The sequence below is a fragment of the Nocardioides humi genome (assembly GCF_006494775.1).
Taxonomy (GTDB): Bacteria; Actinomycetota; Actinomycetes; order Propionibacteriales; family Nocardioidaceae; genus Nocardioides; species Nocardioides humi.
Genome location: NZ_CP041146.1, coordinates 3,685,548 through 3,698,783, shown reverse-complemented (window position 1 = coordinate 3,698,783; position 13,236 = coordinate 3,685,548). Strand labels below are relative to the sequence as shown.

Annotated in this window: 13 protein-coding genes; 2 read left to right on the top strand and 11 right to left on the bottom strand. The window is 71.8% G+C overall.

The genetic code is table 11. The features are described 5' to 3' along the window. Positions 1-8: 8 nt before the first annotated feature. Positions 9-1,532, bottom strand: coding sequence for a 4-hydroxyphenylacetate 3-hydroxylase N-terminal domain-containing protein (locus FIV44_RS18035; RefSeq protein WP_141005646.1), 1,524 nt, complete (start codon positions 1,530-1,532; stop codon positions 9-11). Positions 1,533-1,675: 143 nt separating this feature from the next. On the opposite strand from FIV44_RS18035, the gene FIV44_RS18030 reads away from it, so the two are divergent. Next, positions 1,676-3,958 (top strand): LuxR family transcriptional regulator, encoded by a 2,283-nt coding sequence (locus FIV44_RS18030; protein WP_141005645.1) that lies wholly within the window; start codon positions 1,676-1,678, stop codon positions 3,956-3,958. 226 nt (positions 3,959-4,184) lie between these two features. On the opposite strand, the gene FIV44_RS18025 is transcribed toward FIV44_RS18030, so the two are convergent. The 7 genes from FIV44_RS18025 to FIV44_RS18000 form a co-directional block, all read right to left on the bottom strand. After that, entirely contained in the window at positions 4,185-4,880 is a 696-nt protein-coding gene (locus FIV44_RS18025; RefSeq protein WP_141005644.1) for an enoyl-CoA hydratase/isomerase family protein, read from the bottom strand. Beyond that, complete coding sequence (locus FIV44_RS18020; RefSeq protein WP_181410674.1) at positions 4,877-5,524, bottom strand: FAD synthetase family protein; 648 nt, start codon at positions 5,522-5,524, stop codon at positions 4,877-4,879. The genes FIV44_RS18025 and FIV44_RS18020 overlap by 4 nt, the downstream gene beginning before the upstream one ends. A 127-nt stretch (positions 5,525-5,651) precedes the next feature. Further along, on the bottom strand, positions 5,652-7,043 hold the full coding sequence (locus FIV44_RS18015) for a M24 family metallopeptidase (protein WP_141005642.1): 1,392 nt from the start codon (positions 7,041-7,043) through the stop codon (positions 5,652-5,654). Between the two features lie 118 nt (positions 7,044-7,161). Continuing rightward, positions 7,162-7,701 carry an NAD(P)-dependent oxidoreductase gene (locus FIV44_RS31440; protein ID WP_281285740.1) on the bottom strand — a complete coding sequence of 180 codons (540 nt, stop codon included), beginning with the start codon at positions 7,699-7,701 and terminating at the stop codon, positions 7,162-7,164. After that, positions 7,620-8,036 carry an NAD(P)-binding domain-containing protein gene (locus FIV44_RS31435; protein WP_219996069.1) on the bottom strand — a complete coding sequence of 139 codons (417 nt, stop codon included), beginning with the start codon at positions 8,034-8,036 and terminating at the stop codon, positions 7,620-7,622. Before FIV44_RS31435 ends, FIV44_RS31440 begins: the two co-directional genes overlap by 82 nt. Next, positions 8,033-9,409: an NADP-dependent succinic semialdehyde dehydrogenase gene (locus tag FIV44_RS18005; protein ID WP_141005641.1), complete on the bottom strand. Its 1,377-nt coding sequence runs from the start codon at positions 9,407-9,409 to the stop codon at positions 8,033-8,035. Before FIV44_RS18005 ends, FIV44_RS31435 begins: the two co-directional genes overlap by 4 nt. A 141-nt stretch (positions 9,410-9,550) precedes the next feature. After that, positions 9,551-10,615 (bottom strand): alkene reductase, encoded by a 1,065-nt coding sequence (locus FIV44_RS18000; RefSeq protein ID WP_141005640.1) that lies wholly within the window; start codon positions 10,613-10,615, stop codon positions 9,551-9,553. 236 nt (positions 10,616-10,851) lie between these two features. On the opposite strand from FIV44_RS18000, the gene FIV44_RS17995 reads away from it, so the two are divergent. Then, positions 10,852-11,556 (top strand): helix-turn-helix domain-containing protein, encoded by a 705-nt coding sequence (locus tag FIV44_RS17995; RefSeq protein ID WP_141005639.1) that lies wholly within the window; start codon positions 10,852-10,854, stop codon positions 11,554-11,556. A 26-nt stretch (positions 11,557-11,582) separates the two neighbouring features. Here FIV44_RS17995 and FIV44_RS17990 read toward each other — a convergent pair whose 3' ends face one another. Genes FIV44_RS17990 through FIV44_RS17980 form a run of 3 tightly spaced genes read right to left on the bottom strand, consistent with a single transcriptional unit; the run spans position 11,583 to position 13,236 of the window. Further along, positions 11,583-11,846 (bottom strand): hypothetical protein, encoded by a 264-nt coding sequence (locus FIV44_RS17990; RefSeq protein ID WP_141005638.1) that lies wholly within the window; start codon positions 11,844-11,846, stop codon positions 11,583-11,585. Beyond that, positions 11,840-12,676 (bottom strand): bifunctional riboflavin kinase/FAD synthetase, encoded by an 837-nt coding sequence (locus FIV44_RS17985; protein WP_181410673.1) that lies wholly within the window; start codon positions 12,674-12,676, stop codon positions 11,840-11,842. The genes FIV44_RS17990 and FIV44_RS17985 overlap by 7 nt, the downstream gene beginning before the upstream one ends. Positions 12,677-12,696: 20 nt before the next feature. Beyond that, positions 12,697-13,236 (bottom strand): flavin reductase family protein, encoded by a 540-nt coding sequence (locus tag FIV44_RS17980; protein ID WP_141005636.1) that lies wholly within the window; start codon positions 13,234-13,236, stop codon positions 12,697-12,699.

Sequence of the window (13,236 nt, the reverse complement as noted above, 5' to 3'; positions counted from 1 at the left end):
GCCGTCCGTCAGCGCCCGGCCGCGCTGTCCTGGAGGCGCGCGTACTCCGCCTGGGCGAGGTACTCCGTCTGCTCGGGACGCTCGGGGTTCTCGATCCCGCAGATGGAGCGTGCGAGATCGGCGATCGGTCCGGCGGCGGAGATCTCGGCACGCCGGATCGTGAGCTCCCGGATGAGCAGGATCGGGGTCCCGTTGAACCCCTCGAACGCCGCCATCCGGTCGCCCCAGTCGGACATGAAGTAGTCCCGGATCACCCGGCTGATCTTCAGGCGGTCGTGGGGCCGCCCGACCGGGCCCGACTGCAGCGCCTCCAGCCACGGCCTGAACTCGGGGTTCTGCCACTGCCCCTCGGTGGGGAACACCAGCGACGCGCGACCGCACAGGTCGAGGAGCTCCGCGGTCAGCCGGCTGATGTTCTCCAGGTAGAACACCCGGCCGAAGTCGAACATGAGCACGTTCGGCTTGTAGGTGCCTCCAGGAGTCATGAACCCGTCCTCCTCCGAGGCGACGACGTGCGCCTTCAGGGTCTGCATGAAGCCCACGAACTGGGACACCCGGGCCCGCACCGGCGGGATCGCGTAGGTGCCCGTGTGCTCGGTGATCAGCAGAGCGAGGCCCAGCATCAGCTCGGCCCGCACCATCTCCCGTACGACGGCCTGGTAGTGCACCCAGTCGAAGACCCGCTGCGGGTAGTAGCTGGCGTGCTCGGGGTTGCCGAGGTGGAACACCCGCTCCCAAGGGATGAAGACGTTGTCGAAGATGATCGTGGTGTCGAGCTCGTCGCCCTGGGAGGACATCGGGTGCTCGGTCTCCTCGCCGTCCCGTCCGTTGGCCTCGCGGTTGATCATGGTCACGCCCGGGGCGTTGGCGGGCACGCCGGCGAACACGATCTGCTCCGAGGTCACGCCGGGCTTGTAGAACGTGCCCAGGTTGATGTAGTCGGCGAAGACCGCGCCGGTCGCGACCGACTTCACCCCCGACACGACGATGCCGTCGTCGTTCGTCGAGACGACGTGCACGTTCGGCGACTCGGCCTGAGCGGAATCGCGCGACCGGTCGGTCTGCGGGTCGACGAACGCGATCGCGGCGTTGAGGTCCCCCTCGCGCAGCAGGTCGCAGAACTCGAGGATGCCCGGGACCAGGTCGCGGCCGTCGGTCCCGACGGACTGGTCGCTCCACGGACGCGGGTCGTCGACGTAGGTCCGGAACACCGAGTTGTTCACGTCGGGGGACCTCGGCGCGGCGCCCGCGCCGAGGTTGCGCAGCACGGTCTCGTGGTAGCGACGCTTGCGCCGCAGCGACTCCTTGTCGGTCGGCTTGAACCACATCATCGACCGGCGGACCCCGTCCTCGTCCACGAACGTCATGACGTCCTCGAGCTCGGGGCGGTGGTGCAGGTCGTAGAAGTCGGCGGTGAGCTTCGCGAACGCGCGCGTCTTGGGGTGCGTGGCGACGTTGTCGATGAACTCGTCCCCCACCCAGACCCGTCGGCCGTCGTTCAGTGCCTCGAGGTACTCCTTGCCAGTACGCATGGTCTTCCTTCTCTGTCGGCGTTGTCCGGTCCTCGCACAGTGGCGGTCGACGGGGTGAGCGCCGGCCGCGTCCCCTTCCGATCACCTGGGTGAAAATCCCCGGACCTCCGCCGGTGGACCCTGCTGTGGCTCATGCTGGGGGCATGCCTCCGGTCCCTCCTCCCAAGGTCGCCGAGGCCCTCCGGCATCTCGAGGTCGGCGCATCCGCTGCGCTCGTCGTGGAGCTCGACGAGCGCACGCGCGATGCCGACGCCTTCGACGACGTCAGAGCCGTGGCGGGCGATCTCGGCTTCGCCACCGTCAGCGTCGCCGCGGTCGAGACCGACGAGGTCTCCTCGCGCTCGAGGCTGCTGGAGGAGCTGGCGACGATCGCGACCTCCGCGCTGCACGAGGACGGCCTGCAGAGCGACCGTACGGCGGAGATGCTCGAGGCGCTCTCGCGGAGCAGGCCGGTCGTCGTCATCATCGAGGACCTACGGTGGACGGACCCGGTCACCCTCCAGTCGCTCCGGACGCTGCCCGAGCCGCTTCGGCACCTCCCCATCTGCTGGGTCGTCGGCGTCAGCCCCGGCTCACGCAGGGGCGACCGGGTGCTCTCCGTGCTCCGACGCCTGAAGACCTACACGCTTCCCCGCCACGACCCGACGGATCAGCGCGTGGTCGCCTCGATGCCGCTGGCCTTCCTGCAGGTCGCCGCCGTGGTGGGCGTCGAGTTCGACCTCGACGTGGTCGCCCGAGTCCTCGAGCGGACGGTCGGCAGCCTGCTGGGCGAGGTGGACGACGCCCTGCAGAGCGGTGTTCTCGCCGACGCCGGACCGCGCCTGCGCTTCGCCGACCCGAGCCTCCGCACCGACATCTACGCCGGCCTGTCGGACCCGGTCCGTCGCGCCCTCCATCACGACGTCGCCCGTGAGCTCCGGCGCCCGGGCTCGGAGTCCGACGCCGTCTGGCACCTGATCCGCTCGACCCGGCATCTCAGCGAGGACGAGCTGGCCCTGATCCGCGCCGCGATCGCCCGCCTGTCTCCGGTGGCGCCCGAGGACGCCGCCGAGCTCGCGCTCCGGGTCAGTCGGCTCTTCGACCCCTACGACCCGCACCACATCGAGTTCGTCACGTCGGCCGCGCGCGACCTCGGGAACACCAGTCGTGTGGGCGAGGCGCTCGCCCTCGTGGAGCAGCGTCGTACGGCGGGCCTGAGCGACCAGGACGAGGCGAGACTGCGACTCGTCGCCGCCCACCTGCACCAGGCGGCCGGCGACGACGCGGATGCGATGGATCATGTCGACCGGGCGCTCGCACTGCCCGGAACCGACGACCAGCTGCGGATCGCGCTCCTGAAGACCCGGGCCGTCGGCCACGTGAACCTGGGCGAGGTCGACGCGGCCACGCGACTGTCGGAGGTGCTGGCCGAGTCCATCGAGCTCAGCGACGATCCGGCCGTCGAGCTCAGCGCCGGGCTCTTCAGGTCCCAGCTCGCGTTCAGCAAGGGCCAGGTGAGTACGGCGCTCGAGCTGGCCGAGCGCGCCGCTCACTCCTTCGAGGTGTCCGCCGCCCGCCCCCTGCCGGCTCCTCGCATCCCGGAGCTGTGGCTCGCCACGGTCATGCTGTCGAGCGACCGGGCGTCGGAGGCATCGGAGCTCCTCCTCGCCGGCCAGCGCCAGGCGGAACGGCGGGGCTTCGTCTGGTCGGTGCCGTACTGGCACACCGTGCGGGCCATCGAGCGGTGGCTGCTCGAGGAGCTCGACGACGCGGCCGCGGAGGCCGAGACGGCGATCCACGTCGCCGATGCCCTCGAGATCGCCAGGTACGTCCCGATGAGCCGGTCGGTCCTCAGCATCGTCGAGGCGGACCGGGGGAACGTCAGTCGCGCGCGCCGGCTGATGGCGGACGCGACCCTGCCCGCACGACCGCGGACCTACGACATCTGGACCGCCGCCGCGCTGATCCGGCTCGGTGGCAGCGAGGCGCAGGCCGGCCGCCCCTGGCTGCATCGGTACGCCAACACCGCACGGATCATGTCCCTGCCGCCACGACTGTGGCCGATGCTGGTCGCGGACGGCCCCGAGAGCGGGCCGCTCCGTCGCGCGTTCGACGAGATCGCGCACGTGGCGAGCGACCAGGCCGTGGTGGTCGAGGCGCTGAAGGCCACGACGAGACAGCAGGCGCACCGGCCACAGGCCCGCGGCGCCGGCGGTGCCCCGGCCACCGGATGGGACAGCCTGACGGCGTCGGAGCTCAGGGTCGCCTCGCTCGTCGTGGCCGGACACACCAACCGGGCGATCGCGTCCCTGCTCCAGGTCTCGATCCACACCGTCGGCACCCACTTGCGCCACGTCTTCACCAAGCTCGACATCAACACCCGCGTCGAGCTGACCAGGCTGGCCCTGCAACGGAACGAGACCGGACGCGGCCTGCTGGAGGAGTGAGCTCCTCGCGGACGACGACGGTCCCGATCCGTCAGCAGGCGGACCTCAGCCTGCATTCACCGATCTGCGGCTACTGCGCGCCACCACATGGGCGCGCTGGCTGCGTTGCAGACGCTCGATGGTGCAACCAGACCGCCGTCGCGCCTACGCCTTGCCATCGCACCCATCTGGTGACGCTCGCTACGCCGCAGATCGGTGAATACAGGCTCAGCCTGCATTCACCGACTCAGTCGAACAGTGCCAGGAACCGCGGCACGGACGCATCCAGCGCGTCGTCGTACGACATGTCCGCGAACTCGTAGAGGGACGGTCGCCCGTCGCGGGCGGCACCTGGGGCGCGCGAGGCGCTCTCCAGCCAGGCCAGGGCCGCAGCGACCTCGTCGCCCGCGGCCACGACCTGCTGGACCAGGCCCAGCTCCCGCGCGCGGGCCGCGGTGAACGGCTCACCCGAGCCGACGTTCTCGATCGCGCGGCGCGCGCCGAGCCGATGGATGACGGGCACCTGGGCGATCATCGGCCACAGGCCGGCACTGACCTCCACGGTGCCGATCCGCGCGTGCTCCGCGGCGACGGCGTAGTCGGAGGCCGCCACCAAGGACGCGCCGGACGCGAGGCCGTCGCCGTTGACCGCCGACGCGACCGGCACGCCCAGCCTGGGGATGGTCCGCAGCAGCTCCGCGAGCGTGAGGGCGAAGTCGCGGGGGTCGGCGCCCTGCTTGATCGCGGCGATGTCCAGCCCGCCGCAGTAGGTGTCCCCGGCGCCGGTGAGCAGGATCGCATGGACCTGCTCATCCGTGTCCGCCTCCAGCAGCAGCGATCGCAGCTGGTCCATCAACGGCGGGTCGAGGAGGTTCCTCTCGCCGTTGTCGATCGTGAGGACGCGGGTCGCGCCCTCCGTCCGTACCTCGATCCTCGCGCTCATCGCATTCCTCTCCGTCCGGTCGCGGTCATGGTCGTGGCGAAGGACGGGCCGAGCATCGCCGCCGCCCCGTCGAGTCGGCCCGCGCCGATGGCGGCCCTGATCCTGGTGGAGGAGATGGCGTCCTCGCCGTGCAGCGCGAGCTCCGGGCAGACCACGTCGAACCCGCGGCCCGGGCCCAGCGCCCGCAGCGTCGACGGATCGCCCGTCGCTCCCCGGCCGAACCTGAAGTTGGTCCCGACCACGACCGCCGCCACGTCCAGGGTGCCGGAGAGCACGTCGTCGACGAACTCCCGCGGCTCGGTCGCGAGCAGCGCGTGCCCCACCTCGAGGACGACGACGAGGTCGAGGCCCGCGTCGAGCAGGAGCGCGATCCTCTCGTCGAGCGAGGTCAGCTCGACAGGTGCCGCTCCGGGCGCGAGCACCTGCAGCGGATGGCGATCGAAGGTGACCGCCCCTGCCGGGGCGCCGATCGCGGTCGCACGCCGCCTCGCCTCGTCGAGCAGGAGCCGATGGCCCAGGTGGACGCCGTCGAACTGCCCGATCGCGACCACCGGCCGGCCGGACGCCTCGGCACCGGGCCGGCGGTACGACCTACCGCGCAGCCCGGCGGGGGTGACGAACGCCGTGCCGGAAGCGGAGCCCATGGCCACCGTCCTCTCGTTCGTCCCGCCGGTCGATCCGCCGGTCACCGCATCGTCGCCGGAGCCGGCCCGGCCCCACATCACGCGAACGCGTGATCTTCCGCTCCGCCGCGGATCGTCGTCCCGGATCTCATCCGGGGATGCCGCCGCGCCCCGCCTCGGTGTTCAGGTGGGACTGGGCGTCGCGCAGGGTGGGCAGCTCGCCGCCCACGGCGTAGTACTTGCGGCCGGCGACGATGAGGTCCTCGGCGGGGAACTTGGTGATCACCTTGCACCCGTCCGCCGTGACGACGACCTCCTCCTCGATGCGGGCGGCGCCGACGCCGTCCGCCGAGGGCCAGTAGGTCTCCAGGGCGAAGACCATGCCCTCCTCGAGCACCTCCGGGTGGTCGAGGGAGACGAGGCGGGAGAAGATCGGCTTCTCCCAGATCGACAGCCCGACGCCGTGGCCGTACTGGAGGGCGAACGCCGCCTCCTCGTCGGGGAAGCCGAACTCCTGGGCGGTCGGCCAGACCGAGACGATGTCGGCCGTGGTGGCGCCGGGGCGCACCAGCGCGATGGCGTGGTCCATGTACTCGCGCGCCCGCTTGTACGCGTCGTGCTGCGCCCGGCTCGCCGAGCCGACGGCGAAGGTCCGGTAGTAGCAGGTGCGGTAGCCGTTGAAGCTGTGCAGGATGTCGAAGAAGGCGGGGTCGCCGGGCCGGATCAGCCGGTCGGAGAAGACATGCGGGTGCGGCGAGCACCGCTCGCCGCTGATGGCGTTGACGCCCTCGACGTACTCCGAGCCCAGGTCGTAGAGGGTCTTGGCGACCAGGCCGACGCACTCGTTCTCCCTGACCCCGGGGCGGAGGAACCGGTAGAGGTCCTCGTACGCCGCGTCCACCATCGAGGCGGCCTGGGTGAGCAGCGCGATCTCGTCGTGGGTCTTGACGCGGCGGGCCTCCATGAAGATCTGCTGGGCGTCGACCACCTCGATGCCCTCGTCCTGGAGGGCGAACAGGACCGGCATCTCGATGACGTCGACGCCGAGCGGCTCGTTCTGGAGGCCGAACTTCTCCAGCTCCCGCTTGATCTTCCGGGCGACCGAGCGGGCGATCTCCGCGTCGGGGCTGAAGGCGCCGCGCAGGGTGGAGATGCCGGCGCGGGCGCCGGTCTCGAGGCGGGGCCGGACGGCGCCGTGGTGCGGGGCGTGCGGGTCGGCGTCCGCCTCCGCCGTGGTCTCGGACAGCCAGGGGTTGTACAGCAGGTGGTGCTTGGCCGCCGACCCGAAGTCCCACACCACGGGGTCGGTGCGCCGGGTGAGCAGGCTGAACCGGATCAGCTTGTCCATCGCCCAGGTGCCGATGTGGGTGGCGCTCATGTAGCGGATGTTGGAGAAGTCGAACGCGAGGACGGCACCGCACTCCGAGGCCTCGAGCTCGGCCTTGAGCCGCGCCAGGCGCTCGCTGCGCAGCCGGTCGAAGTCGATGCGCTCCTCCCAGTCGACGGCGTTCGTTCCGGTGCTCGCGGTGCTGCTCAACATCTGGTGCTCCTCTGGATGCTCCCCGTCGCCCGGTTGCGCGGAGAGGGTGGGTTGCTGCCGAAGCGGTGGGTCACCGCCCGTCGACCGGGAAGGGTGAGGACCGGTCGACGGGCGGAGGTCAGGGCCCCTCGGGCGGGGTGCGGGTGACCTCGGCGATCGCCGACCAGTCCGCGCCCGGAGGTACGACGTCCCGGAGGGCGTCCGCGAAGACGGAGCGGAGGACGTCGACCGAGGGGAGCTCGACGCCGGCCTCCTCGGCCGTCACGGCGGCGAGCTCCAGGTCCTTGAGCCCCAGCTCGAGGGTGAACCCCGCGGGCCAGTAGCTCCTCTCGGCGATGATGCGGCCGTACACCTGGTGCACGACCCCGCCGAACATCGTGCTGCTGAGCAGCTCGGTGAACTCGGCCGCCGAGCCGCCGTGCCGCTCGACGAGCGACACCGACTCACCCAGCGCGTGGAGCGCGTGGATGATGTTGTAGTTCACCGCCACCTTGACCACGTTCGCGGTCCGGGGCACCTCGCCGACGCGCCAGGTCCGGCAGCCGACGACGTCGAGCACGGGCTGCACCTGGTCGATCACGTCCGCGGGACCGGCGGCGACGACGTTGAGGTCGCCGCGGGCGGCCACCTCCGGGCGTCCCAGCACCGGCGCCGCCACGTACGAGACGCCCCGCTCGCGGCAGATCTGCTCGAGCCGGTCCGACGCCCGGGGCTGATGGACGCGGTGCAGAGGTGGATGCAGCCCGCGGCGGCCGTCAGCGCGTCGGGGGTCAGCACCTGGTCGACCGCGTCGTCGTTGGCGAGCATCGAGATGGACACCGGCTGCCGCAGCGCCTCCTCGGCCGAGTCCGCGGCCCGCGCGCCGAGGGCGACGAGCGGCGCCACCCGCTCCGGGGAGCGGTTCCAGACGACGACGTCGATGCCCTGCCGGAGCAGGTTCGACGCGATGGCGCTCCCCATCGACCCCAGCCCGAGGAACCCGATCGCCGTCATGACGCGGTCCAGACGGTCTTCAGGTTGCAGAACTCCCTGATCCCCTCGGCGGCGAGCTCGCGGCCGATGCCCGAGTCCTTGATGCCGCCGAACGGCAGCTCGGGATAGGAGATCGTCATCCCGTTCACGAACACGGCCCCGGCCTCGAGCCCGGCGATGAAGCGGTCCGCCTCCTCCTGGTCCGAGGTCCACACCGAGGAGCTCAGCCCGAACGAGGTGTCGTTGGCGATCGCGAGCGCATGATCGGCGTCGGTCGCCCGGAGCACCGTCGCCACCGGCCCGAACGTCTCCTCCCGGTAGACCCGCATCCGGTCGGTGACGTCCTCGAGGACCGTCGGTGGGTAGTACCAGCCGTCGCCCGGCACGGTCTGGCCGACCGTGGCGGTCGCGCCGGCCTCGATCGCGTCGGCCACCAGCTCGACCAGGTCGCGGCGCCCCGCCTCGGTGGCGATCGGGCCGACGTCCGTGGCCTCGTCGAGGGGGTCGCCGACGCGCAGCCCGCCCATCTGCTTGACGAAGGCCGCGACGAACTCGTCGTAGACGTCCTGGTGCACGATGAACCGCTTCGCGGCGATGCACGACTGCCCGTTGTTGACCACCCGGGCCGCGACGGCGGTCGCCGCGGCCCGGTCCAGGTCGGCGCTGGGCAGGACGATGAAGGGATCGGCTCCGCCCAGCTCGAGGACGACCTTCTTGACCTCCGCGCCGGCGGCCGCCGCCACCGAGCGGCCGGCCGGCTCGGACCCGGTGAGGGTCACCGCCCGGACCCGGTGGTCCCGGATGACCCCGTCCACCCGCGCCGCGCCGATCATCAGCGTCTGGAACGCACCCGAGGGGAAGCCGGAGCGCTCGAACAGGGAGTCGAGGTACAGCGCGGCCTGGGGGACGTTGGACGCGTGCTTGAGCAGGCCCGCGTTACCGGCCATCAGGGCCGGTGCGGCGAACCGGACGACCTGCCACAACGGGTAGTTCCAGGGCATCACGGCGAGCACCGGCCCCAATGGCTCGTACCGCGTCCACGCCCGCTCGGCGCCGACGACGCTCGCGTCGTCCAACGGCGAGTCGGCCAGCATCGCCGCGCCGTGGTCGGCGTAGAACCGCAGTCCCTTGGCGCACTTCGCGACCTCGGCACGGGCCTGGGAGATGGTCTTGCCCATCTCCGTCGTCAGGATCCGCGCCGTCTGCTCCGCCTCCTCCTCGAGCAGGCCGGCGGCGGCGTGCAGCCAGGCCGAGCGCTGCGCGTACGAGGTACGGCGCAGCTCCCAGCTCGCCTGCTCGGCGAGCTGGAGCCGCCGCTCGACCTCGGCCGCGTCGTGCTCCTCGAAGGTGCGCTCGACGCGTCCCGTCGCGGGGTTGGTGGTGGCGATCGCCATCGTCGGTGTTCCTCGATCTGCTTGCTGTTGCTGGTACGGGTGAGCTGATGCGCGAGGTGACGAGCGGTCCGGGTCTCGTCACCTCGCGCGCCGCACGACATCGTGCGGTGGACGGGAGCGCACAGGAGCTCCCGTCGGTCCTCAGGCGTCGAGCGCGGGGTAGTCGATGTAGCCCCGGCTGTCGCCGCCGTAGAAGGTGTCCGGGTCCGGCTGGTTCAGCGGGTGGCCGCCCTTGAGCCGGACGGCGAGGTCCGGGTTCGCGATGTGCAGGGCGCCCAGCGACAGGATGTCCGCCAGACCGTTCGCCAGGTCGTCCAGGCGCGGCTCCAGTGGCTGGCGGGCGTGGTTGACGATCAGCGGGTTCGGCCACGCCGCGCGGATCGCCTTGACGAAGTCGTCGTCGGCCGGGCGGACCAGGTGCAGGTAGGCGAGGTCGAGGCCGGCGAGCTGCTCGACCAGGTGGAGGTAGAGGGACCGCGGGTCGGTCTCCTGGATGTCGTTGAACGGGTTGCCGGGCGCGATGCGGAACCCGGTGCGCTCCGCACCGATCTCGGCGGCGACGGCCTGGGCCACCTCGAGCGCGAACCGTGCCTTGTTCTCGTCGGACCCGCCGTACTCGTCGGTGCGCAGGTTGGTGTTCGGCGCCAGGAACTGGTGGATCAGGTAGCCGTTGGCTCCGTGGATCTCGACGCCGTCGGCGCCGGCCTCCATGGCCGCGGCCGCGGCGCGGCGGTAGTCGTCGACCACGCCGGGGATCTCGGCGGTGTCGATCTCGCGCGGGACCGGGAGCTCGAGCGGTCCGTCGTAGGTGACGATCGTGCCGGCCGCCCGGACCGGGGACGGCGCGATGGGCGTGCGGCCGTGCGGGGTGTTGACCGGGTGCCCGACGCGTCCGACGTGCATGAGCTGGATGAAGATCCGGCCCCCGGCGTCGTGGACGGCGTCGGTGACCTTGCGCCAGCCGTTGATCTGGGCGGCGGTGTAGATGCCGGGGGTCAGCAGGTAGCCCTGGCCGTCGTCCGACGGCTGCGTCCCCTCGGTGATGATCAGCGCCGTCGCTCCCGCGCGCTGCGCGTAGTACTCGACGTTCATCGGGTTCGGGACGCCCTCCGGCGTCGACCGGTTGCGGGTCATCGGCGCCATGACGATCCGGTGGTCGAGGTCCAGGCCGCCGACCTTGATCGGCTGCCACAGGCTGTCGTGCATGCTCTCCAGCTCCTTGCGAGTCATTCCGCCGCGGACCCCGCAGCGTTCAGTGGGTATTCATGATGTTGAGTGCTACTTCACACTTTGTCAAGAGAATCTGCGACGCCGTGTGCCTTGCCCGCCCTTGGCGGACGGAGGAAGAGGAGCGCATCCTCGGCAGAGGTCCTGCGCTAGTGTTTTCCAGTGCTGAACAGCGCGGCCTCATCGACCGTCGCGCAGACCGGAGGAAGGTGCCGATGACCAGCAGCGAGCCCGTCGACGGAGCAGCGCCCGTCGACCTGATCGGCCCGAACGTCCGCGCCGCACGCGAGGCGCAGGGGATGTCGCTGCGCGAGCTCGCGCGCCGCATCGGCGTGTCGCCCAGCTTCATCTCCCAGCTCGAGCGCAACAAGGCCAACGCCAGCGTCGGCACGCTCTACGCGCTGGTCGACGTGCTGGGCCTCTCGATCGACCAGCTGATGGCCGAGCAGGGCCCGGGGACCGAGCAGCCGGCGGGCGGACGGGCCTCGGGCGCCCCCGCGCGCGGGTTCCGGGTGGACCAGCCGCTGCAGCCCGCGGAGGGACGGGCGCGGATCCAGTTCCCCGGCGTGGTGTGGGAGCGGCTGACCCAGGCGGCCGACCCGCAGGTCGACTTCCTGCACGTCACCTACGCGCCCGGCAGCGCATCGTGCCCGGAGGAGGACATGATGCGCCACGGCGGGCACGAGTACGGCTTCGTGGTCTCCGGCAGCCTGACCGTGCAGGTCGGGTTCGAGAGCTACGCGATGACGGCCGGCGACGCGATCACCTTCGACTCGATGACGCCGCACCGGCTGAGCAACGACGGCACCGGGGACTGCGTCGCGATCTGGGTCGTCGTCGGGCGCCGCGACGACGTCCGCGGGCACGACGTCCCCGTCCCGCCGGGCTCGGTGACGCACCTGCCGTCGTTGAGCTCCTGACCGCGGGAGCGGCCCGCGCACGCCGCTCACGCGTCCTGCTCCCTCAGCCCCATGGCGATACCGACGGTCGCATTGCCCCACGGCACCGCATAGGTCAGGAAGACCTTGACGGCGAGACCGACCGTGAAGGGCTCCGCGACCAGACGGCCGCCGAGGTTCGCGATCAGCAGCGTCGTGCCGACCACCCCCGCGGCGATCGCCGAGCGCTTCAGCGAGGGCGGACGCATCGCCTCGCGGAGCGCACTGCCCCACGAGCGCCGGGCGGCGACCGAGGAGGCCGGGGTCACCACGGCGCGCCCCGCTCGACGTACCGGAGGACGACGTCACGGCCGGCCGAGCGCAGCACCCAGGAGACGACGTCCGGCGGCGGGGTCGCGGCGGCGCGCGGCAACGTGACCTCCAGCCTCCCCCTCGCGTTGGGCACCAGGAGCCCGCGGACCTCGTACGGCCGGCCGAGCATCGCGGCGACCGCACGCATCGCTCCGTCGTCGATCGCCGCGCGCACGGCGCTGGACGACACCGCGTCGCCGCCACGCGTGACCAAGGCAGGGACCCGTACGTCGAAGCCGTGGGCGGCGCCGTACTCCCGCAGGACGGCGACATCGCCGGTGGCCCGGTGACCGAACCGGAAGTTCGGGCCGACGACGACGCCGCGGGCGCCCAGCGCCCCGAGCAGCACGTCCTCGACGAACTCCCCCGGGCGCATCCGCAGGAGCGGCGCGGTGGCCGTCAGCACCGCGACGAAGGCGGCGCCGTGGTGGAGCAGGAGCTGCACCTTGTCGTCGGCCCTGGTCAGGAAGCGCGGCGCCTGGGCGGCGTCGAGGACCGACCTCGGATGCCGGTCGAAGGTGACCGCGCCGGGGAGCACGCCCAGCCGCGCCGCCTCCTCCGCCGCCAGGCCCAGCAGGTGCTGGTGCCCGCGGTGCACCCCGTCGAACTGCCCGATGGTGAGCGCCGCGCCGCCGCCGGTCCACGGCTCCGAGCGGCGGGTGTAGACCGAGCCGACGCGAGCCCCGCCGACGACGAGCGGAGTGCCGCGGAGATCGCGGGCGGCCGACGATCCGGGGTGCAGCCGGTCCAGCGGCTCGGGGAGCGTGGCGGGCTCCGACAGCGTGGTCACGAGGTCAGGGGTCGCGTTGCTCAGAGCGAGGCCGCGAGCTGCCACTCGAAGGCCATGCGGGCGTGCGACTCGGGGTCGCAGAGGCTGTTGAACCGGCCGCCGAAGTAGACGAGCGGGTCGGACTCGGCGTCGTAGGCGCAGCTGACGACCTCGCCGATGAAGATGGTGTGGTCGCCCCCGGCCACCTCCTCGTGGACCGTGCAGGCGAAGTGCGCGACGGCGCCGTCGACGACCGGCAGCCCGTGGTCGGACCGGAAGTCGACGCCGGCGAACTTGTCGTCGCACCGGCTCGCGAACCGCAGCGCGGTGCGCTCCTGGCCGTTCGCGAGGACGCTCACCGCGAACGCGCCCGCCTCGGAGATGGCGTCCCTGCTCGCCAGGTCGTTGCCGACGCAGATCAGCAGCATCAGCGGGTCCAGCGAGACCGAGGCCACGGCGCTGGCGGTCATCCCCGCCGGGCCGTCCGGCGTGCGGGTGGTGATGATGGTGACGCCCGTGGTGAAGCGAGCCATCGCGCCGCGATAGGTCGCCTGCCTGTCCTGGGCGAAGGTCGTGTGCAT

Excerpts from the sequence above, each read along its gene's own strand:
- FIV44_RS18035 (WP_141005646.1), bottom strand. The coding sequence starts at position 1,532 with ATGCGTACTGGCAAGGAGTACCTCGAGGCACTGAACGACGGCCGACGG.
- FIV44_RS18030 (WP_141005645.1), top strand. The coding sequence starts at position 1,676 with ATGCCTCCGGTCCCTCCTCCCAAGGTCGCCGAGGCCCTCCGGCATCTC.
- FIV44_RS18025 (WP_141005644.1), bottom strand. The coding sequence starts at position 4,880 with ATGAGCGCGAGGATCGAGGTACGGACGGAGGGCGCGACCCGCGTCCTC.
- FIV44_RS18020 (WP_181410674.1), bottom strand. The coding sequence starts at position 5,524 with ATGGGCTCCGCTTCCGGCACGGCGTTCGTCACCCCCGCCGGGCTGCGC.
- FIV44_RS18015 (WP_141005642.1), bottom strand. The coding sequence starts at position 7,043 with ATGTTGAGCAGCACCGCGAGCACCGGAACGAACGCCGTCGACTGGGAG.
- FIV44_RS31435 (WP_219996069.1), bottom strand. The coding sequence starts at position 8,036 with ATGACGGCGATCGGGTTCCTCGGGCTGGGGTCGATGGGGAGCGCCATC.
- FIV44_RS18005 (WP_141005641.1), bottom strand. The coding sequence starts at position 9,409 with ATGGCGATCGCCACCACCAACCCCGCGACGGGACGCGTCGAGCGCACC.
- FIV44_RS18000 (WP_141005640.1), bottom strand. The coding sequence starts at position 10,615 with ATGCACGACAGCCTGTGGCAGCCGATCAAGGTCGGCGGCCTGGACCTC.
- FIV44_RS17995 (WP_141005639.1), top strand. The coding sequence starts at position 10,852 with ATGACCAGCAGCGAGCCCGTCGACGGAGCAGCGCCCGTCGACCTGATC.
- FIV44_RS17980 (WP_141005636.1), bottom strand. The coding sequence starts at position 13,236 with ATGCACACGACCTTCGCCCAGGACAGGCAGGCGACCTATCGCGGCGCG.